The organism is Enterococcus sp. 2STP, assembly GCF_032465635.1.
Classification (GTDB): Bacteria; Bacillota; Bacilli; order Lactobacillales; family Enterococcaceae; genus Enterococcus_B; species Enterococcus_B lactis.
Window position 1 is genome coordinate 65,255 of sequence record NZ_JAWDJH010000009.1, and the last position, 17,641, is coordinate 82,895.

The 17,641-nt window shown below is 40.5% G+C and carries 18 protein-coding genes and 1 other annotated feature; of the genes, 4 read left to right on the forward strand and 14 right to left on the reverse strand.

Annotated features, from left to right (window positions below):
• Nucleotide 1 precedes the first annotated feature (1 nt).
• From rlmB to RWU19_RS02290, 8 genes are all read right to left on the reverse strand, one after another.
• Entirely contained in the window at nt 2-862 is an 861-nt protein-coding gene (gene rlmB / locus RWU19_RS02255) for a 23S rRNA (guanosine(2251)-2'-O)-methyltransferase RlmB (RefSeq protein ID WP_123837804.1), read from the reverse strand.
• Complete coding sequence (locus RWU19_RS02260; RefSeq protein WP_002293091.1) at nt 855-1,250, reverse strand: Mini-ribonuclease 3; 396 nt, start codon at nt 1,248-1,250, stop codon at nt 855-857. The genes rlmB and RWU19_RS02260 overlap by 8 nt, the downstream gene beginning before the upstream one ends.
• Nucleotides 1,247-2,659 (reverse strand): cysteine--tRNA ligase, encoded by a 1,413-nt coding sequence (gene cysS, locus RWU19_RS02265; RefSeq protein ID WP_002315873.1) that lies wholly within the window; start codon nt 2,657-2,659, stop codon nt 1,247-1,249. The genes RWU19_RS02260 and cysS overlap by 4 nt, the downstream gene beginning before the upstream one ends.
• Nucleotides 2,656-3,192, reverse strand: coding sequence for a serine O-acetyltransferase EpsC (gene epsC, locus RWU19_RS02270; RefSeq protein ID WP_002293094.1), 537 nt, complete (start codon nt 3,190-3,192; stop codon nt 2,656-2,658). Before epsC ends, cysS begins: the two co-directional genes overlap by 4 nt.
• Nucleotides 3,193-3,277: 85 nt before the next feature.
• Nucleotides 3,278-3,517, reverse strand: a binding site (T-box leader).
• Nucleotides 3,514-4,974, reverse strand: a complete 1,461-nt coding sequence (gene gltX, locus RWU19_RS02275) for a glutamate--tRNA ligase (RefSeq protein ID WP_123837790.1) — start codon at nt 4,972-4,974, stop codon at nt 3,514-3,516. (Overlaps the previous feature by 4 nt.)
• Before the next feature lie 169 nt (nt 4,975-5,143).
• Nucleotides 5,144-6,301 carry a PIN/TRAM domain-containing protein gene (locus RWU19_RS02280; RefSeq protein WP_002287448.1) on the reverse strand — a complete coding sequence of 386 codons (1,158 nt, stop codon included), beginning with the start codon at nt 6,299-6,301 and terminating at the stop codon, nt 5,144-5,146.
• A 33-nt stretch (nt 6,302-6,334) separates the two neighbouring features.
• A complete protein-coding gene (gene radA, locus RWU19_RS02285; RefSeq protein ID WP_002293096.1) occupies nt 6,335-7,705 on the reverse strand; it encodes a DNA repair protein RadA in 1,371 nt (456 codons plus the stop codon).
• A gap of 62 nt (nt 7,706-7,767) precedes the next feature.
• Entirely contained in the window at nt 7,768-8,295 is a 528-nt protein-coding gene (locus tag RWU19_RS02290) for a dUTP diphosphatase (protein ID WP_002315871.1), read from the reverse strand.
• A gap of 229 nt (nt 8,296-8,524) precedes the next feature.
• Between RWU19_RS02290 and proB the strand changes: the two genes are divergently transcribed.
• From proB to RWU19_RS02305, 3 genes are all read left to right on the forward strand, one after another.
• Entirely contained in the window at nt 8,525-9,331 is an 807-nt protein-coding gene (proB, locus tag RWU19_RS02295; protein ID WP_002287451.1) for a glutamate 5-kinase, read from the forward strand.
• Nucleotides 9,328-10,575, forward strand: coding sequence for a glutamate-5-semialdehyde dehydrogenase (locus RWU19_RS02300; RefSeq protein WP_123837789.1), 1,248 nt, complete (start codon nt 9,328-9,330; stop codon nt 10,573-10,575). The genes proB and RWU19_RS02300 overlap by 4 nt, the downstream gene beginning before the upstream one ends.
• Before the next feature lie 74 nt (nt 10,576-10,649).
• Nucleotides 10,650-10,994: a hypothetical protein gene (locus tag RWU19_RS02305; RefSeq protein ID WP_024635023.1), complete on the forward strand. Its 345-nt coding sequence runs from the start codon at nt 10,650-10,652 to the stop codon at nt 10,992-10,994.
• 254 nt (nt 10,995-11,248) lie between these two features.
• Here the strand turns inward: RWU19_RS02305 and RWU19_RS02310 are convergent, their stop codons facing one another.
• Complete coding sequence (locus tag RWU19_RS02310; protein ID WP_123837788.1) at nt 11,249-11,575, reverse strand: hypothetical protein; 327 nt, start codon at nt 11,573-11,575, stop codon at nt 11,249-11,251.
• A gap of 616 nt (nt 11,576-12,191) precedes the next feature.
• Nucleotides 12,192-13,394 (reverse strand): MFS transporter, encoded by a 1,203-nt coding sequence (locus RWU19_RS02315; RefSeq protein ID WP_002296013.1) that lies wholly within the window; start codon nt 13,392-13,394, stop codon nt 12,192-12,194.
• A 116-nt stretch (nt 13,395-13,510) separates the two neighbouring features.
• Between RWU19_RS02315 and RWU19_RS02320 the strand changes: the two genes are divergently transcribed.
• Complete coding sequence (locus RWU19_RS02320; RefSeq protein ID WP_002310468.1) at nt 13,511-14,026, forward strand: PadR family transcriptional regulator; 516 nt, start codon at nt 13,511-13,513, stop codon at nt 14,024-14,026.
• A gap of 200 nt (nt 14,027-14,226) precedes the next feature.
• Here the strand turns inward: RWU19_RS02320 and RWU19_RS02325 are convergent, their stop codons facing one another.
• The 4 genes from RWU19_RS02325 to RWU19_RS02340 form a co-directional block, all read right to left on the reverse strand.
• Entirely contained in the window at nt 14,227-14,673 is a 447-nt protein-coding gene (locus RWU19_RS02325) for a DUF2798 domain-containing protein (protein ID WP_002310470.1), read from the reverse strand.
• A 46-nt stretch (nt 14,674-14,719) separates the two neighbouring features.
• Entirely contained in the window at nt 14,720-16,198 is a 1,479-nt protein-coding gene (gene msr(C) / locus RWU19_RS02330) for an ABC-F type ribosomal protection protein Msr(C) (protein WP_123837787.1), read from the reverse strand.
• Nucleotides 16,199-16,551: 353 nt separating this feature from the next.
• Nucleotides 16,552-17,181, reverse strand: coding sequence for a nitroreductase family protein (locus tag RWU19_RS02335; protein ID WP_002310475.1), 630 nt, complete (start codon nt 17,179-17,181; stop codon nt 16,552-16,554).
• The gene (locus tag RWU19_RS02340; protein ID WP_002315865.1) at nt 17,165-17,629 is read right to left on the reverse strand and encodes a MarR family winged helix-turn-helix transcriptional regulator; all 465 of its coding nucleotides are present in this window, start codon (nt 17,627-17,629) and stop codon (nt 17,165-17,167) included. Before RWU19_RS02340 ends, RWU19_RS02335 begins: the two co-directional genes overlap by 17 nt.
• Nucleotides 17,630-17,641: the final 12 nt, after the last annotated feature.

The following is a 17,641-nucleotide window of genomic DNA, read 5'->3' on the forward strand; positions in this document are numbered from 1 at the left end:
CCTACTCCCCCTGACGTTGGGAAAAAGCCTGATACATCAGCAATCCAGCAGCAACACTGGCATTTAAACTTTGGACGTGCCCAGTCATTGGAATCGTCAGTAATTCATCCATTTCTTTTTTCAATCCTGTACTCATTCCTTTGCCTTCATTACCAATGACTAAAGCAATGGATCCTTTGGCATTCCATTTTTGGAAGTTTGTGCCGGTCATATCTGTGCCAAATACCCAAAATCCTGTCTCTTTGAGCTGTTGCACAGCTTGTACCAAATTCGTCACACGTGCAACAGGCACATATTCCACTGCACCAGTGGAAGTCTTTGTTACGATAGGCGTGATTCCAACTGCTCGGTGTTTTGGTATGATCACACCATCAACGCCACTTGCGTCTGCTGTCCGTAAAATCGACCCAAAATTGTGTGGATCTTCGATACTATCCAAAATCAAAAAGAAGGGGTCTTCTTTTTTCTCTTTTGTTCGTTCAATCAGTTGGTCAAGGGATAAATATTCATAAGGTGTAATCGCAAGAACGACTCCTTGATGCACGCCATGATCGCTCAAAGTTTCTAATTTTTGTTTAGGGACCCATTTGACCGGTACAGCTTGCTCACGTGCGATTTCTTTCAGTTCTTCTACTTTTTCTCCTCGTGAATCTTCTTGAAGAAAGAGTTTATTCCCTCGCCCTTGTTGTAGCGCTTCTACTGCGGCGTGGTGTCCAAAGACGAAATTATCTTCTAATGCTTCTTCATTTTGATCAGAAACTGACTGATTTCGTCCAGTTTGCTTTTTATTTGGATATCTATTTTGTTTTTTGTCTTCAAATCCACGTTTCGATTGATGTTTGTTTGTTCTTTCTTTACCCATTTTTTTCACCAACTTTCTGAATACACCAGCGGATCAATTCTTCCATCCGCTCGGTTTGTTTTGTCAAATGCAGATAACCCATCAGTGCTTCGAACCCTGTTGCGACCCGGTAAGTCGTAACGTCAGCATTTTTTGCACTCGTATGGCTTTTGGCATTTCTTCCTCTGCGATAATAAAGCTCTTCTTCTTCTGTCAAAAGATGTTCCTCCAGCATTTGCTGAATCAAAAAAGCTTGTGCATTCGCAGAAACATAATTCGTTGCCGCACGATGCAGCTTATTGGGTTTTGTTTCTCCTTGATCGATCAGGTGGTCGCGAACATAGATTTCGTAAATCGCATCTCCCACGTAAGCCAAGGCTAAACCGTTCAATTGTGTGTAATCTCTCATGCTTCTCTTCTCCATCGGGTTCCTTGGGGTGTATCTTCTAATAAGATCCCTTTTTCTTTCAACAAATCACGGATTTCGTCGCTTCGGGCAAAATCACGATTGCTTCTTGCTTGATTTCGTTCTTCGATCAATTGTTCAATCTCTTCATCCAATAATTCTTCTGCTGTAAATAAAATACCGAAGATCGAAAGCCATTGCGAGAATAAAGCTTCTCCCTGTGCCAAGACAGTGGCAGAAACTTCCGGCTGGTCTAGATAAGTGTTCAGCCATTTAGCAAGCTCATAGACCACTGTGATCCCATTTGCTGCATTAAAATCATCGTCCATTTCTTCGATGAATCGCTGTTCCAAATTTTCTAACAAAGCGATTTTATCCGCATCATCTGCCAAATTCTCTGAGGCAGTTTCTTGGCGGAATTTCAAATTGTCAAACGTATTCTTCAGTCGTTGTAAATTGGTGGCTGCTTCTTTCATCGTCGTTTCACTGTAACGGATCGGACGACGGTATTGTGTGGTCGCCATGAAGAAGCGCAAGACTTGTGGATCGACGTTTTGGATCATTTCATGCACAGTGATGAAATTCCCTAGAGATTTACTCATTTTTTCATCGTCTTCGCCAATCGTTACATAGCCATTGTGCATCCAGTAATTAGCGAATTTTTTCCCTGTTTTCGCTTCACTTTGTGCGATTTCATTTTCGTGATGAGGAAATTCCAAATCTTGCCCGCCACCATGGATATCGATCGTTTCGCCTAAATGTTTTGTTGCCATGACGGAACATTCGATGTGCCAACCGGGACGTCCTTTGCCCCATGGCGAATCCCAAGAAATCTCGCCTGGTTTTGCTTGTTTCCACAAAGCGAAATCTAATGGGTCTTCTTTTTGCTGCTGTTCTTCACCAGTACGCTGACTTGCGCCGACTTCCAATTCATCGATGGATTGGTCACTTAATTTCCCATAGTTTTCAAATTTACGGGTACGGTAATACACATCACCTGAAGATTCATAAGCATAGCCTTTTTCAACCAACACTTGAATAAATGCTAAAATATCTGGCATATGGTCCATGACTCTTGGATGCAGTGTAGCAGGCTCGACATTCAACGCTTTCGTATCTTCTTCAAATGCTCGGATGAAACGATCAGCGACTTCTGGTGCTGTGATGCCTAATTCGTTTGCTGTACGGATGATTTTATCGTCTACATCCGTGAAATTCGATACAAAATCGACTTTATAGCCTCGATATTCAAAATAGCGTCGAATCGTATCGAAAGCAATGGTACTACGAGCATTTCCGATATGGATATAATTATACACAGTCGGTCCGCAGACATACATACCGACATGTCCCTTTTGTATAGGGATGAATTCTTCTTTTTTTCTGGTCAATGTATTGTAGATTTTTATCATTCTGATCTCCTCACTTTTTCTCCTTTGATTCGAACGACTTTTGCTGGTACTCCTACCGCTGTAGCATCGTCTGGAACATCTTTCAACACAACGGCACCTGCACCGATTTTTGCGTTTTTTCCGATCGTTACCGGTCCTAATATCTGCGCATTCGCAGAGAGCATGGCTCCTTGTTTGACCGTTGGATGTCTTTTACCTGTTTCTTTTCCCGTACCGCCTAATGTTACGCCATGGAACAAAATCACATCATCCTCGATTTCTGCAGTTTCGCCAATGACGATCCCCATTCCATGGTCGATGAACACACCTGTTCCAATCGTTGCTCCTGGATGGATTTCAACACCTGTCAGGAATCGCCAAAATTGAGCATTGATCTTCGCCAATAAAAAGAGCCGATGCTGATATAAAAAATGAGAGAAACGATGCCAAAACAAGGCATGAAAACCAGGATAGGTCAAAACGATCTCCGCTGTCGAACGTGCAGCCGGATCGTTTCTCTTTGCTGCATCAATCGCTCGGGCAAACCAACTCATGACTTTCCACTCCTTTCGTAAGTATTTTATGTAGGAAAACAGCTTCTTATAAAGAAAAGAAGCGCCTTTTAAATAAGTTTCCTTATCAAAAGACGCTTTCCGCGTGGTTCCACTTTTCTTCATAATCAACGATTATCTCTGACAGGTAACGCCTGTTATACGTTCTTGGCTACTTCGTTTCCTGAAAACAGTTTCTCCTGTTTTCTGTGTTTTCGCCAAGACCACTCCCAGAGGCATTTCGGCAACCATTCATTGATACCTTGCACCACCCGGTATCTCTCTTGTAATGATCAGCTGCTTACTTTTTTCTGTTCATCGTGTTTAGTTCAGTACTTGATTTAAATGTGCTAATGATTTTTCACGACCAAGCAATTCGATCGTTTCAGGCAATTCTGGGCCATGCATTTGTCCTGATACAGCTACACGGATCGGCATGAAAAGATTTTTCCCTTTTACGCCAGTTTCTTTTTGAACAGCTTTGATGGCAGCTTTTACAGTTGGAGCATCTACTACTTCCATTTGTTCTAGCTGTGCTTTAAATGCATGGAGAACAGTAGGAACTGTTTCACCAGCAAGTACTTCTTTTGCTGCTTCATTCAATACAGGATGTTCATTGAAAAATAGCGTAGACAGATCAACGATTTCTGCAGCATAGCTCATTTGAGGTTGATACAGGCTAACGATCTTCTTCACCCATTCGATTGTCTTTTCATCTGGTTTTTCTGCTACACGTCCATCAGCGATTAGATAAGGCAGACACATGTCAGTAAATGCATCTAGATCCATTGCTTTGATGTAATGGTTGTTTACCCATTGCAGTTTTTTCGCATCGAAAGCTGCGGGTGATTTACTTAGGCGTTTTGGATCGAACATTTGGATCAATTCTTGGTGATCGAAGATTTCGTCTTCGCCCACAGGTGACCAGCCCAATAATGCAATAAAGTTGAACATTGCATCTGGTAGATAACCTAATTCGCGATATTGTTCGATAAATTGTAAGATTGATTCGTCACGTTTGCTTAATTTTTTGCCTGTTTCACTGTTGATGATCAACGTCATATGTCCGAATGTTGGTGGCGTCCAGCCAAATGCTTCATAGATCATCAGTTGTTTTGGTGTATTGGCAATATGGTCATCTCCACGTAAAACGTGAGTGATTTTCATCAAATGATCATCGACCGCAACAGCAAAGTTATAGGTTGGCATACCATCGCGTTTTTGGATGACAAAGTCGCCGCCGATATTATCGGATTCGAACGAAATAGCGCCTTTTACCATATCTGTAAATGCGTATTCTGTATTGCGAGGCACACGGAAACGTACAACAGATTCTAGACCTTGTGCTTCTTTTTCTGCTTGTTCTTCAGGTGTCAAGTTCGCACATGTTCCTGCGTAATGAGGCATTTCTCCTCTTGCGCGTTGTGCTTCCCGTTCTGCTTCTAATTCTTCTTCTGTGCAATAGCATTTGTATGCTCGATTGCTAGCAAGTAACTGATCAATCAGCGGTTGATAGATTTCTTTACGTTCAGATTGACGGTAAGGGCCGTATTCTCCAGGATTTTCAGGAGATTCATCCCAATCCATTCCCAACCAAGCAAGGTTTTCCAACTGGCTTTTTTCGCCATCTTCGATATTACGTTTTTGGTCAGTATCCTCAATACGAATAATAAAGTCTCCATCATTGTGGCGGGCAAACAAATAATTGAACAATGCAGTTCTTGCATTTCCAATATGCAGGTGCCCAGTTGGACTTGGTGCATAGCGTACGCGTACTTTCGTCATTTTCTTCCTCTTCTTTCAAACTAGACTTTGACTAACAGTAAAAATTCCGTCAGTTACGGCTTCTCAAATATCATTTATTTAAAGCCACTCAGCACAAATTTTACCTTTTCTAAGGTAAATAGTAAAGCCAACTGGTTGAATTTCCTTACCAGTTGGCTGAATTTCTTTTTTATTTTGATTGTTTTGTCTTTTTCTCTGTCTCTTTTTTATTGTCGATCCCTCGTCCTGCATGGGCAGGTTTAGCAAAGATCATACGTCCAGCAGCTGTTTGAAGGGCGCTTGTCACAACGACTTCGATACGTTCATTCATGTAATGCTGTCCATCTTCTACGACAACCATCGTGCCGTCATCAAGGTAGGCTACCCCTTGCTGGCGTTCTGTTCCGGCTTTTACTACTAGAACATTCATCGTTTCGCCAGGAATGACGACTGGTTTCACGGCATTTGCCAACGCATTGATATTAAGAACAGGTACATTTTGGAATTCAGAGACTTTATTCAAGTTATAGTCATTGGTTACGATGACACCGTCTAAAAGCTTGGCTAATTTGATCAACTTGCTGTCTACTTCGCTGATATCTTCAAAGTCTCCATCGTACATTTCGACAGATATACCTTCTTCTTTTTGCAAAGCATTCAAGATATCTAATCCGCGACGACCACGCACACGTTTCAAACTATCCCCTGAGTCCGCGATGTATTGTAGTTCGTAAAGAACAAAATTAGGGATCATCAAGGTTCCTTCTAAGAATCCAGTCTTTGTAATATCATAAATCCGACCATCAATGATCACGCTTGTATCCAAGATTTTATATTTATGGAAATTTTCTCCTGATTTTCGTTCTAACAGTTGGCTCTCCACTTGGCTAGCTGTTTCTTGCTCGATTTTTTTACTTCGTGAACCAAAGACTTTCTTCCATTCTTCGATTCGTGTCGTTCCCATTCTCAATCCCAAATAACCTAAGATGATCATCAGTAAAATCGGCAATACACTATTGACGAATGGAATTTCCATATTGTAAAGAGGGGTTGAGATCACAACGCCTAAAGTCAATCCGATGATCGCACCGATCGCACCGAAGAGAAGATAAGTCAAACTGACCTCGCTTAGTTTTTGTTCTACTTGTTTGATAATAGCTGAGATATGTTTGGCCAACAGCAAAGATAATAAAAAGAAAATAAGTGCGCCTAACAAGCTGTTGGTAAATGTATTATTCAGCCACCCATTTGACTGTTGACCGATTGCCTGCCAAGCTGAGGGTAAAAATGAAATACCCAAGCTTGCGCCGACAATGATCATCAGCAACGTAATGACACGTTTTTGCATCGTTTTTCCTCCGTTTCGACAATCATTTATTATTTAGCGGAACACACGCTTCAACGTTTCAGCCAAAGTTGCTACTCCAACGATCTCGATTCCTTTTGGCGCTTCCCAGTTGCCTAAGTTGTTTTTAGGCAGGTAAACTTTTGTGAAGCCGAGTTTTTGGACTTCTTTGACCCGTTGTTCAATATGACTGACACGTCTGATTTCTCCAGTCAGTCCGATTTCACCGATGAAACATTCCGTCGGCTGTGTTCCTTTTTCTTTGTAGCTTGAAGCAATACTGACAGCGATAGCTAAATCAATCGCTGGTTCATTTAATTTTACCCCACCTGCAGCTTTTAAGTAAGCATCTTGATTCTGAAGAAGTAGTCCAGCTCTTTTTTCCAGCACTGCCATGATCAGAGATACACGATTGAAATCAAGACCTGTTGTTGTTCGCTTAGCATTTCCGAACATAGTAGGTGTGACTAATGCTTGGATCTCTACCAAAATTGGACGTGTTCCTTCCATTGCTACAACGATAGCAGAGCCAGTCGCACCGTCTAGGCGTTCCTCTAAGAAAATCTGTGAAGGGTTAGCGACTTCTTCCAATCCATGCTCATGCATTTCAAAAATCCCAATCTCGTTCGTTGAGCCAAATCGGTTTTTTACCGCTCGTAAAATTCGGAAACTATGATGTTGTTCACCTTCAAAATATAACACTGTATCCACCATATGCTCTAACATTCTTGGACCGGCGATCGAACCTTCTTTCGTAACATGACCGACGATAAAGATGGCAATCCCATTTGTTTTAGCGATTTTGAGTAATTCTGCAGTGGTTTCTCTTACTTGGCTGACGCTTCCTGCCACACTTGTGATGTCTGGCTGCGTCATCGTTTGGATGGAATCAATAATAACATAATCAGGGGAGATATGTTCGATGGCACGACTGATTTCATTCATATCTGTTTCAGCGTATAGATAAAATTCTGTGTTGATACTTCCGAGGCGCTCCGCGCGTAATTTTATCTGTTCTGCGCTTTCTTCGCCGGATACATACAAGACTTTCCCGCCTATGGCTGCTAATTGCTGAGAAACTTGTAATAGCAAAGTGGATTTACCAATACCTGGATCACCACCGATCAAGACCATGGATCCCGGTACCACACCTCCACCTAGCACACGGTTCAGTTCTTCTAATTTCGTTTTGACCCGAGGTTCTTTTTTAGGGACGACGTCTGCGATTTTTGTTGGTTTCGCTTTTTCTCCTGTCAAACTTGTTCGCGTTCTGCGGTCTGTTGTATCTTGTTCGATTTCTTCGACCATCGTATTCCATTTTCCGCAATTTGGGCAGCGTCCCAAGAACTTAGGCGACACATACCCGCAATTTTGGCAAACAAATTGTACTTTTGATTTTTTTGCCATTGTACCGCCTCCTTTTATTCTAACCATGAGACATTAAATCAAGCTTAAATTTCTTTATCGTTTTATTTACTGGAAGAACCAAATCCGCCTTGACGTTGAGCAGTCGTTTGATCTTGATCTGCTTTTAAAAATGGCAAGAAGATCCCTTGACCGATACGCTCACCTTTTTTGATCACTACATCCTTGAAACCAAAGTTGGTGAATTGGAACATGATATGGCCTTCATTTGCCTCATTATTGTAATAATCGCTGTCAATCACACCCACGCCGTTCGTCAACACTAAAAACCGCTTCAACGGATTGCTTGAACGGTTAGCAAGCTGCAAAAATTCATCTTCTCCCATGTAGGCTTTGATCCCAGTAGGTACGAGGATCGGTTTCAACTGTTTTTCATTTTCTGATACGTCTTTTTTCAATGTATCTGCGACGGTTTCCAATCCTTTTTTCCAGCCTGCTTTCCAGATACTTGGAATCACGACCTCTTCTGCTGCTTCAAAATCATAGCCAGCAGCATGATGTGTAGCGCGCTGCGGTAGATTGATATTTTGCTCTTTATATTTAGAAATAACTTCAAATCCTCTTTTTCTCACCGGTTTTCCTCCCTAAATAAACTACTCCTATTCTAACATATTCGAGGCTATAAAAGACTCTCTTTACAAATTCTTCAAGAAATTCTGCTATCCTAAAGTCAACCATTAACGCGTTCTTTTACCGAACAACTGCAAGTTGTACAAAAAAACTATTTTTTACATGACTTTACTCGTCAAAACAAGTAGAATAGAACGAAATTAATGAGTGGATATTTGATTGAGGTGTCACATGCGTAAAGAAATAAAAAATGCAAAACGAATTATTGTCAAAGTAGGAACAAGTACATTGATCTATCCCAATGGAAACATCAATCTTGCAGCGATCGATCAGTTAGCTTTTGTCCTTTCCGATCTTAGAAATCGTGGAAAGGAAGTGATCTTAGTCTCATCGGGAGCTGTAGGCGTCGGTATGCATAAATTACATTTGTCAGAACGTCCGACTTTGATCCCTGAACAGCAAGCTGCGGCGGCTGTTGGTCAAGCCGAATTGATGAATATCTATAATCAAAGATTCAGTGTATATAATCAGCAGACAGCACAAATCCTCGTGACAAGAGACGTGGTAGATTACCCTGAAAGTCGTAAAAATGTGAGGAATACATTGGAACAGCTTTTGATCATGGATACGATTCCTATCGTGAACGAAAACGATACTGTCGCAGTAGATGAATTAGATCATCTGACAAAATTTGGTGATAATGATCAGCTGTCAGCAATCATGGCAAAACTTGTCGCGGCAGACCTTTTGATCGTTCTTTCTGATATCGACGGTTTTTATTCAGATAATCCGACTACAAATCCCGAGGCTCAGATGTATCGCTATATCGATAAAATCGATGAAAAGATTCTGGCACAAGCAGGTGGTGCAGGCAGCACCTTTGGAACAGGCGGTATGCAAAGTAAATTAAAAGCAGCTTCTAGGATATTTGAAGCAAACAGTGCAATGATTCTAGCAAATGGGAAAAATCCGGCAATCATTTTTGATATTCTTGCAGGAAAAGAAGTAGGTACTTTATTTAAGGAGGACTTGAAATGACTGATTTGATGCAATTAGGGCAACAGGCAAAAGATAGTGCGCAACAACTAGCACTTATGCCTACAAACCGTAAAAATGAGCTACTTGTTCAGATGGCGAAAACCATCAAAAAGAATCAACAAGCGATCATCGAAGCAAATCATAAAGACTTAGAAAAAGCAGTCGAAAACAATATCAGTGAAACGATGCAAGACCGCTTGCAGCTGACACCTGAGCGAATCAATGCCATGGCTGCAGAGATCGAAAAGATTGCTTCGTTAGACGATCCTATTGGAAAAGTAGATGAGATGTGGACGAACACCGACGGATTGAGAATCGGCAAAAAACGCGTGCCCCTCGGCGTGATCGGTATCATTTACGAATCTCGTCCAAATGTCACGACTGATGCAGCCAGTCTAGCGTTCAAATCAGGGAATGCCGTTATCCTTCGCGGTGGCAAAGAAGCATTCTTCTCGAACCAATTACTGGTCCAGCTATTGCAGCAAGTACTGGTCAGTGCTGGCGAATCTCCTTATGCCATCCAGTTTGTCGATGATACTTCTCATGAAACTGCAGAACAGTTGATGCGATTGACAGAATACTTAGATGTGCTGATCCCTCGAGGCGGAGCAAAATTAATCCAACGAGTCAAAGAACAGGCAACGGTACCTATCATTGAAACAGGTACAGGAAATAATCACGTATACATCGATAAAGAAGCACAGTTGTCTATGGCAGTGAAAATCATCGTCAATGCAAAAGCTTCCCGTCCTTCTGTCTGCAACGCGGCAGAAACATTACTGATCCATTCTGAGATCGCACCCTTTTTCTTACCAGCCATTGAAAAAGAACTGGTAGAACACGGCGTCTCTTTACGTGCGGATGCTCGTGCGTTAGAATATCTAGAGACAGCTGCTTTAGCAGAAGAGGCAGATTGGGATACTGAATATCTAGATTATATCCTTGCCGTCAAAGTAGTCGATTCTTTAAGTGAAGCAATTGCGCATATCAACCGACATAACACCAAGCATTCAGAAACAATCGTGACAGATAGCTATTCGGCTAGTCAGCGTTTCTTGAATGAAGTGGACGCGGCGGCTGTCTATGTCAATGCCTCCACTCGTTTTACAGACGGATCGGTATTTGGTTTTGGTGCAGAGATCGGCATCTCCACTCAAAAGCTACATGCCCGTGGTCCAATGGGGTTAAATGAATTAACTTCCACAAAATATATCATTTATGGCGATGGACAAATCCGCGAATAATGTTTCGTGTGAAACATTATTCACGCCTTTTGCCTTTTACTGTAAAGGTTCTATCCAACTAGAAAGGTGTCAATATGTTTGAAATTTTAATGATTTTTTTTATTTACCTTATTTCTCTGAATATCGCTGCTTTTCTAGGAGTCGGTATTTTATCCCTTTTTTTTCAGTTCAAAAAACGAAGCATAGGGAGTCAACGGGAAAAATGGGCGCAGTATTTTGACAAAATTGGGCCAAAAGGTTTGGTTGCTCGCTTACACATCAGCTACATGGTTGCATTATGCCTGTTAGCGGCAGTCAATTACTATTCTTTTTTCGATCATTCAATTGCCTATACGATTACGTTGCTGATTGCTGGGATCTTTCACTTATCTTATAAATATCAGCTGAATAAAAACCACTTGAATCGGACTTTCCGCTAAAAAATATCCGTACGATAAGTAGGGTGCTTTGAACATCGGCAAAAAACTGCCGAACTTTTTAGAGCGTGGGACAAAAGTAAAGAAAAACTTTTGTCCCACGCTCTAAACACGTATAAACGGCGGGAGCAGAAGCAACTCCTTCGGAAATAAGCTGAAATTCGAAAAAATTTGAAAAGCAATTTTCGTGAATTTCTTCTTATTTCTTGGAGTTAAACGCTTCTGTCCCAGCCTCTTTCCATATAAACGGTGTTCTCCTACCAGCTGCCTGGTAAATCGGTTTCCTCTTCGTTAAGAAGTGAAAATCCGTCAAATGTTTCGCCATCATAATAACGAAGCAGCTCATCCATGGACAAGTTCATCGTTTTTTCTTTTTCTTCTTCCGCTGATTCTGCCAATAGCTGTTCCCGATAAATCTGATACATACCAGCTATTTTTTGCTGCATCGCTTTTCTAGTTTCACCTTCCGCGTTGATCATTGGCAATTCTTTGATATAGCCACGATAAATCAACCGATCATCTGAAAATTCAATGGGTAATTCAACGAGTGTCAACCCGACTTCCTGAAAATATTCTTCCAGCATCTATTATCCCCCCATTCTTTTTCTTAAATGAATTTTAGCTTACCTACTGAAAATTTTCCAGTTTCATTATTTTGAGAAAAAAAGGGAATGTGACAAAAATCGTGTCACATTCCCTTTTTCCGAATAAACGGTGTTCAAAAGCCAGTTTCTCGGTATTAAGCCAAATTTATGCAAAAATGTAGAAAGCCATTTTCACAAAATTTTTCTTAATACTCGAAACTAAACGACTTTTTCACAACCTCTTCCTTAAACGGTGTTCTCCTGCCAACTCCTCGGTCACAAGTCACAATATTCAACCAACATGAGAAGCTGTTTTTTGAAATTGCTCCTTGTGACTCGGAGCTGAACGGCAGGTTCACGACCTCTTGGTAAACGGTGTTCAATCAGCTGTCCTTCGGTATTCGCTCAACAAATGGCAAAATATGAAGAACTATTTTTCCGTTGCTTCTCTAATACTCAGGTCAAAGCGCTGATTTCACAATCTCTTCCTTAAACAGTGTTCAAAAGCTTGCATCTGCGGTAATAAGCCCAACCAAACGAAAAATATGAGAAGCTATTTTTGTTTGGCTGTTCTTATGACTTGATGCAGGACAGCTTTTTCACAACCTCTGATTTCTTATTCTTCTTCATTTGTAGCAAAATAATTACGGTGATAAATGATACAACATACACTGATAAGAACAATGGCACCTGCAAAATAAAACGCATAGCTTTCACCAATATGTTCGCCGATCACACCTGCAATAAATGGTGCTAAAGCTCCACCGAAAAAGCGGACAAAACTATAGCTGGAAGAAGCAACGTTTCGTTGCAGACCGGGTATTTCCATAGCAATCGTCGTCAACAATGTATTGATGATTCCTTGGAAAAATCCTGCTAACACAATGCTGATCGGTACAAGGACTGGCATAGAAGTTCCAGCTCCTAATAACAGCAAACAAATAATGAATAAGACAAATGCAGCTAAAATCGTCCGATAAGTCGTAAACTTCCGCTCAAGAGCCGGTGCAACGAAAATCGAAGCAATAGCCAGAAGCACACCCCAGCCAAAAAATACAAAACCGACTTCTAATTCAGAATAGCCAATCAATAAAAATGGCGCATACGCAAGTAAAGTAAAGAATCCGAAATTATATAACAATGCGATCAGTCCAACTGAACGAAGTTTATGATTGCTTAACGCTTTGACACCTTCCCAAAGGCCTACTTTTCTCTTTGGTTTCTCAGTTTCAGGTAAAAGTACCGCTAGGGCTATAAAACCGCAAAACATCAAAAAGGCTACCCCAAAAAATGGATAACGCCATGAACCGCTGCCCAAGACCCCACCGACTAGCGGGCCAACAGCCATTCCGCAGCCAAGTGCTGCTTCATACATCATGATTGCTTTTTCTGTGTTACCGACTAAAATACTGACGATCGTTGCTAAAGCAGTAGAGACAAATAAAGCATTACCGACTCCCCAGCCAGCACGTAACCCAATCAACATACCGATATTGCCAGATAATCCACCAAGACCAGCGAATACAACGATGATAAACAATCCGGTCATCAATGTTTTTTTCAAGCCAATCCGACTAGATAGGAAACCTGTAAATAGCATCACCACACCAGTGACTAGCATGTAACTAGTAAATAACAGGGTTGTTTCAGCTGGCGTAGCGTTTAACTGTGCAGCAATCGTTTTTAAGATCGGGTCTACTAGGCCCACTCCCATAAAAGCGATCATACAGGTAGCTGCTACAACTAGCGCCGAACTTTTCCCCTTTGTTTCTTCATTTGTTTGTTCTTGTATATCTATTTGATTCTCCAATATTTCCATCCCTTTCTCTCTATTAGCATCATACATGATTTATTTTACATGTCAATATGCACATGTAAAACATGGAAACTTTACTGTGATATAATAAAGAAAATAAGACGAGAGGTAGGATTTTTATGAATACTTTAGCCTATATATTATTATGCGTGCTTTTATCCAAACCGCGTTCTGGGTATGAATTGAAGCAGCTGATCACGATTTTTTGGGAAGCTCATCACAGTCAGATTTATACGACGCTTGCCAAGTTAGACCAGCAGGGTTATGTGACCGTTTTGGACAAAGACGAGCACTCTCAAAAAAAGATCTACCACTTAACTGATGAAGGACGTGCCCTTGTAGAGGAATGGATCAAAGAGGAGACCCCAGCTCCTACGCAAAAAGATGAATTTTTAGCAAAAATCTATGCTTTTTCAACACTCGACAAAACAACAGCTACTGGACTGCTATTCACTAGAGAACAACAGCTGAACAAAATCATGCAAAAAAATCAAAAAAAATTGAATGACCTCTCGCTAGACAAGAGACAAGAATTTGGGCGTTATGTTGTGATCCAGCGCCGAATCATGCTTTGTCAGCAGGAACTCCAATGGTGTCAGCAAGTAAGAGAACAAATGCAGCCGTTTTTTGAGTAATGGATAAACAGAACCTTTCTAGATTTATCTATTAAGCAACGAATCATCTTCACTAAAAGAACGATACAGCTGAAAAAGAAAAACGATCCGAAAGACAGGCAAAAACCTATCGTTCGGATCATTTTTCTTTCTAGAACTGCATTGAAGGGACTGTGACAAAAAGCAGGTCACAACCTTTTTTTCAAATAAACAGTGTTCCATCATTCATTGCTTTGAATGGCTTTCAACACACTTCTTGAAAGTGGGCCAACGATGATCAACTGCAACGGTAAAGCGGCAATCACATTCATTTTCCAAGCATTCATATAAGCAGAGAATAATTGATCAGGTATTCCTTGTTCCATGATCACACCAAACAAAGACATACATGTGACCATTCCTAAAACCATCAAGCAGGAAATAGTTAAGATCATTTGGATCTTGCTTTCTGGATTTACTGGTAGTTTAAAGGCAATTTTTTTCGCCAGCACACCGATGATGAAGACATCCAAAATGAAAGCCACCACGAATCCAGGCACTAGACCAATCAACAAACTTGATAAATGAAGATCTTGATGCAACCATAAATTATACGCGCTCATCCCCAAGACCATCAAAAAACACATCATTGTTGTAAAAATTATTCCTTCTTTTTTATTTGTAGGCAATCTGTACCACTCCTTTAAATTTGTCACGAAAATCATCGTAGCACATTTAAAAATTTCTCGTAAGTACTTTTTTTATTTTCTGCCCTTTTATTTCATAAACTTCATCAGCCGTACGTTCGACAAAGTAGGAATCATGAGAAGTAAACAAAATCGTTCCCGGATATACTTGCATCAGCTGCTCTAAAGCTTCGATCGTTGCCATATCAATGAAATTAGTCGGTTCATCTAACAGCAACACATTACTTGGCTTAGTAAAAAGCAAAGCAATCGTCAAACGGGTCGCTTCTCCCCCACTTAACGTACACAACGGTTTCGTCAGAGTTTCCTGAGCAAACCCTAAGTGATTCAGCAAACTACGGACAAGCGATTCCGAAAACTCTGTTTGTCTCATGACAAAACGAATGACGGATTCTTCAGATGTCATTTGATAATCCTTTTGCTGATAGACTTGAAAGCTTACTTTCGGCGAAAGGAGGATTCCTTCTCCTTGTTTGCGGATATGTTCCAATAAGGTTGTCTTACCTGAACCATTTTCGCCGACAATCGCGATTTTTTTACCTAAAGAAAATTGAAAATCGCTATTTATCAGTAATATTCTTCCGTTTCTTTCCAATTGGATATTTTGTCCCATGATTGGATAACGATTGTGGAGTGCAAGAGATTTTGGTACTGGAAAACGGATTTGTTTCATCTGTTGCGGCTTAGTTGTTTCTCCTATTTTTTGGAGTCTTCTCTCTAATGTTTTCGCATTCTTTTGGATGGCTTTTTGTACACTGTCTTTTTGTTTAGAGGAAGACAACCGATCCGGTCTGATTTGTTGCTTTTTCTTTTTACTAGACACTTTTTCCAACTTTTCCGCTTGTTTTTTCTTTTCTCGGATCGATTTTTCCAATCGTTTTTTCTCTTTCATGATCGACTCTGCTTCTCGTAGCTGAGTCTTTTTCTCCAATTCCTTTTGAGTGAGATAGGCACTATAATTCCCCGAAAACTCTCGGATTTCTCCGTCTTTTACTTCCCAGATTTTCGTTGCCAGCTCATCTAGAAAATAGCGGTCATGACTAACAAAAATCAGCGTGCCATAATAATAACGAAGCTCTTCAATCAGTCGATCCACACTTTTTCTATCTAGATGGGTCGTCGGCTCGTCTAGAAGCATCCCTTGTTCATAAGAAGAAAGAAGACGTATCAACTCGATCTTTCGTTCTTCCCCTCCACTCCATTTCCGTTCCGAAGTTTCTTCCAGTTTTAACTGGAAATGACTGGCTAATTCCAAATTCAGATCCTTTGTTTCAGCAAGATAGGTTAATTGTGGCAGATAGTTGAAAGTGATCTCTGTTTGGATTTTCCCTTGATTGGGGATAAGTTCTCCGGCTATCAGTTTCAGCAACGTTGATTTACCGACTCCATTTTCTCCTATGATCCCTATCCGATCTTGCTGATAGACACGAAGAGAATCAATAGATAATTCTAACTGGTTACCAAAACGAACTTGCAGGTTTGTTATATTTATTGCTAAATTTTCCATATGTTTTACACTCCTATTTCATGTAAAACAACAATTATCGATACTAAAAAAGAGCAGAAAAATCTGTTTGCAAAAAAACTGCATAACATCTTTTCCTACTCTGAACGAAATAACTATGACTAAATCATCAAATCTGTCATAGCTTTCACCTATTCTACTGTCGTTCGAAAAAATGGACATACTCCACCCATGAAATTGTTGTTTATACATGTCTTTTGAATTTATTTAGTTGTTATTCAAAAGTTCAAAACGTAATTTCATCGATGCAGTCATTTTTCCGACCTCCTTTTTTATTAGGTTACCACACACGATTCAAAAAAAGCAATAGCTACTGAATAGTAACTGAAAACCTTTTATTTGAACGTAGTGATCTTTTCTGGTGCTAAACGAACAGACTCATAACCTTCTTCTACCGCTTTTCCTATTGATAAAATAATAACTGGAACATAGCGGTCTTTATCCAAACCAAATGCCTCTGCCAACTGATCTGCTTCGAATCCACCAATTGGATTTGTTTCATAGCCATGATCACGTGCAACTAACATGAATTGCATAGCCGCTAAGCTAGAATCGACTTTGACTACATCGTTCATTTCTTCTCTTGAAAAGCTCTTGTAATAAGGAATGATCGCAGCTAATTGTTGATCTCTGACTTCTTTTGGCATCTTCCCTGATTCGTAAGCTTGGTTATAGATTTCTTCGCCATATTCGTAACATTGCATATCGCCAAAAATCATGACCATTGCAGAAGAAGTATCATTTTGTCTCGTATTGAAACGGATCAAAGGACGCAAGATTTCTTTTGCTTCCTCGCTTTCAGCGACCACAAAGCGCCATGGTTGCATGTTGACAGAAGAAGGAGCAGTCGTCGCTTCTTTGATCATTTCCAGCATTTCTTCGTGTGGGATTTTGTATGTTTCATCATATACGCGAACGGATCTTCTACCAGTCATAATTGTTGAAAAATCATTTTTTTGTTCCATTATTATTAACCTCTTTCGTTTCTGTTGTTATATTGCAAAGTTGGGTATTCAATTTATCTAAAAGTGTTAGGAATTGTTTCATTTCTGCATCGCTGAAAGCTGGGGACAGCACGGAACCTGTATCTTTATGGTCCATTTCACAATGCTCGATTTTCTGCTGGGCTTTTTCTGTCAGCGCTACGTACACTTCTCGGTTGTTCTGAGGATTTCTCTGACGCGAAACATAACCGTTTGCTTCTAATACCTTCAGATGACGAGTAACTGCTCCTTGATCAATCTGCAACTTTTCTTGCAAACTGCTTTGCAGCAATGGATTTTCTTCTTTCAGTCTCATCATGATCTCGTATCTAGTAAGACTTATACCGATATTTTCCTCAAAGATCTGGACGATTTTTTGATCGGCTAATTTGATTTGATATAAAAGGTGGCTAATCTCTTCTAAAGACATAATTTCCTCCTC

Bases quoted from the DNA above. Each gene is read 5' to 3' on its own strand.
- rlmB (WP_123837804.1), bottom strand. From the start codon at position 862: ATGGGTAAAGAAAGAACAAACAAACATCAATCGAAACGTGGATTTGAA.
- RWU19_RS02260 (WP_002293091.1), bottom strand. From the start codon at position 1,250: ATGAGAGATTACACACAATTGAACGGTTTAGCCTTGGCTTACGTGGGA.
- cysS (WP_002315873.1), bottom strand. From the start codon at position 2,659: ATGATAAAAATCTACAATACATTGACCAGAAAAAAAGAAGAATTCATC.
- epsC (WP_002293094.1), bottom strand. From the start codon at position 3,192: ATGAGTTGGTTTGCCCGAGCGATTGATGCAGCAAAGAGAAACGATCCG.
- gltX (WP_123837790.1), bottom strand. From the start codon at position 4,974: ATGACGAAAGTACGCGTACGCTATGCACCAAGTCCAACTGGGCACCTG.
- RWU19_RS02280 (WP_002287448.1), bottom strand. From the start codon at position 6,301: ATGCAAAAACGTGTCATTACGTTGCTGATGATCATTGTCGGCGCAAGC.
- radA (WP_002293096.1), bottom strand. From the start codon at position 7,705: ATGGCAAAAAAATCAAAAGTACAATTTGTTTGCCAAAATTGCGGGTAT.
- proB (WP_002287451.1), top strand. From the start codon at position 8,525: ATGCGTAAAGAAATAAAAAATGCAAAACGAATTATTGTCAAAGTAGGA.
- RWU19_RS02300 (WP_123837789.1), top strand. From the start codon at position 9,328: ATGACTGATTTGATGCAATTAGGGCAACAGGCAAAAGATAGTGCGCAA.
- RWU19_RS02305 (WP_024635023.1), top strand. From the start codon at position 10,650: ATGTTTGAAATTTTAATGATTTTTTTTATTTACCTTATTTCTCTGAAT.
- RWU19_RS02310 (WP_123837788.1), bottom strand. From the start codon at position 11,575: ATGCTGGAAGAATATTTTCAGGAAGTCGGGTTGACACTCGTTGAATTA.
- RWU19_RS02315 (WP_002296013.1), bottom strand. From the start codon at position 13,394: ATGGAAATATTGGAGAATCAAATAGATATACAAGAACAAACAAATGAA.
- RWU19_RS02320 (WP_002310468.1), top strand. From the start codon at position 13,511: ATGAATACTTTAGCCTATATATTATTATGCGTGCTTTTATCCAAACCG.
- RWU19_RS02335 (WP_002310475.1), bottom strand. From the start codon at position 17,181: ATGGAACAAAAAAATGATTTTTCAACAATTATGACTGGTAGAAGATCC.
- RWU19_RS02340 (WP_002315865.1), bottom strand. From the start codon at position 17,629: ATGTCTTTAGAAGAGATTAGCCACCTTTTATATCAAATCAAATTAGCC.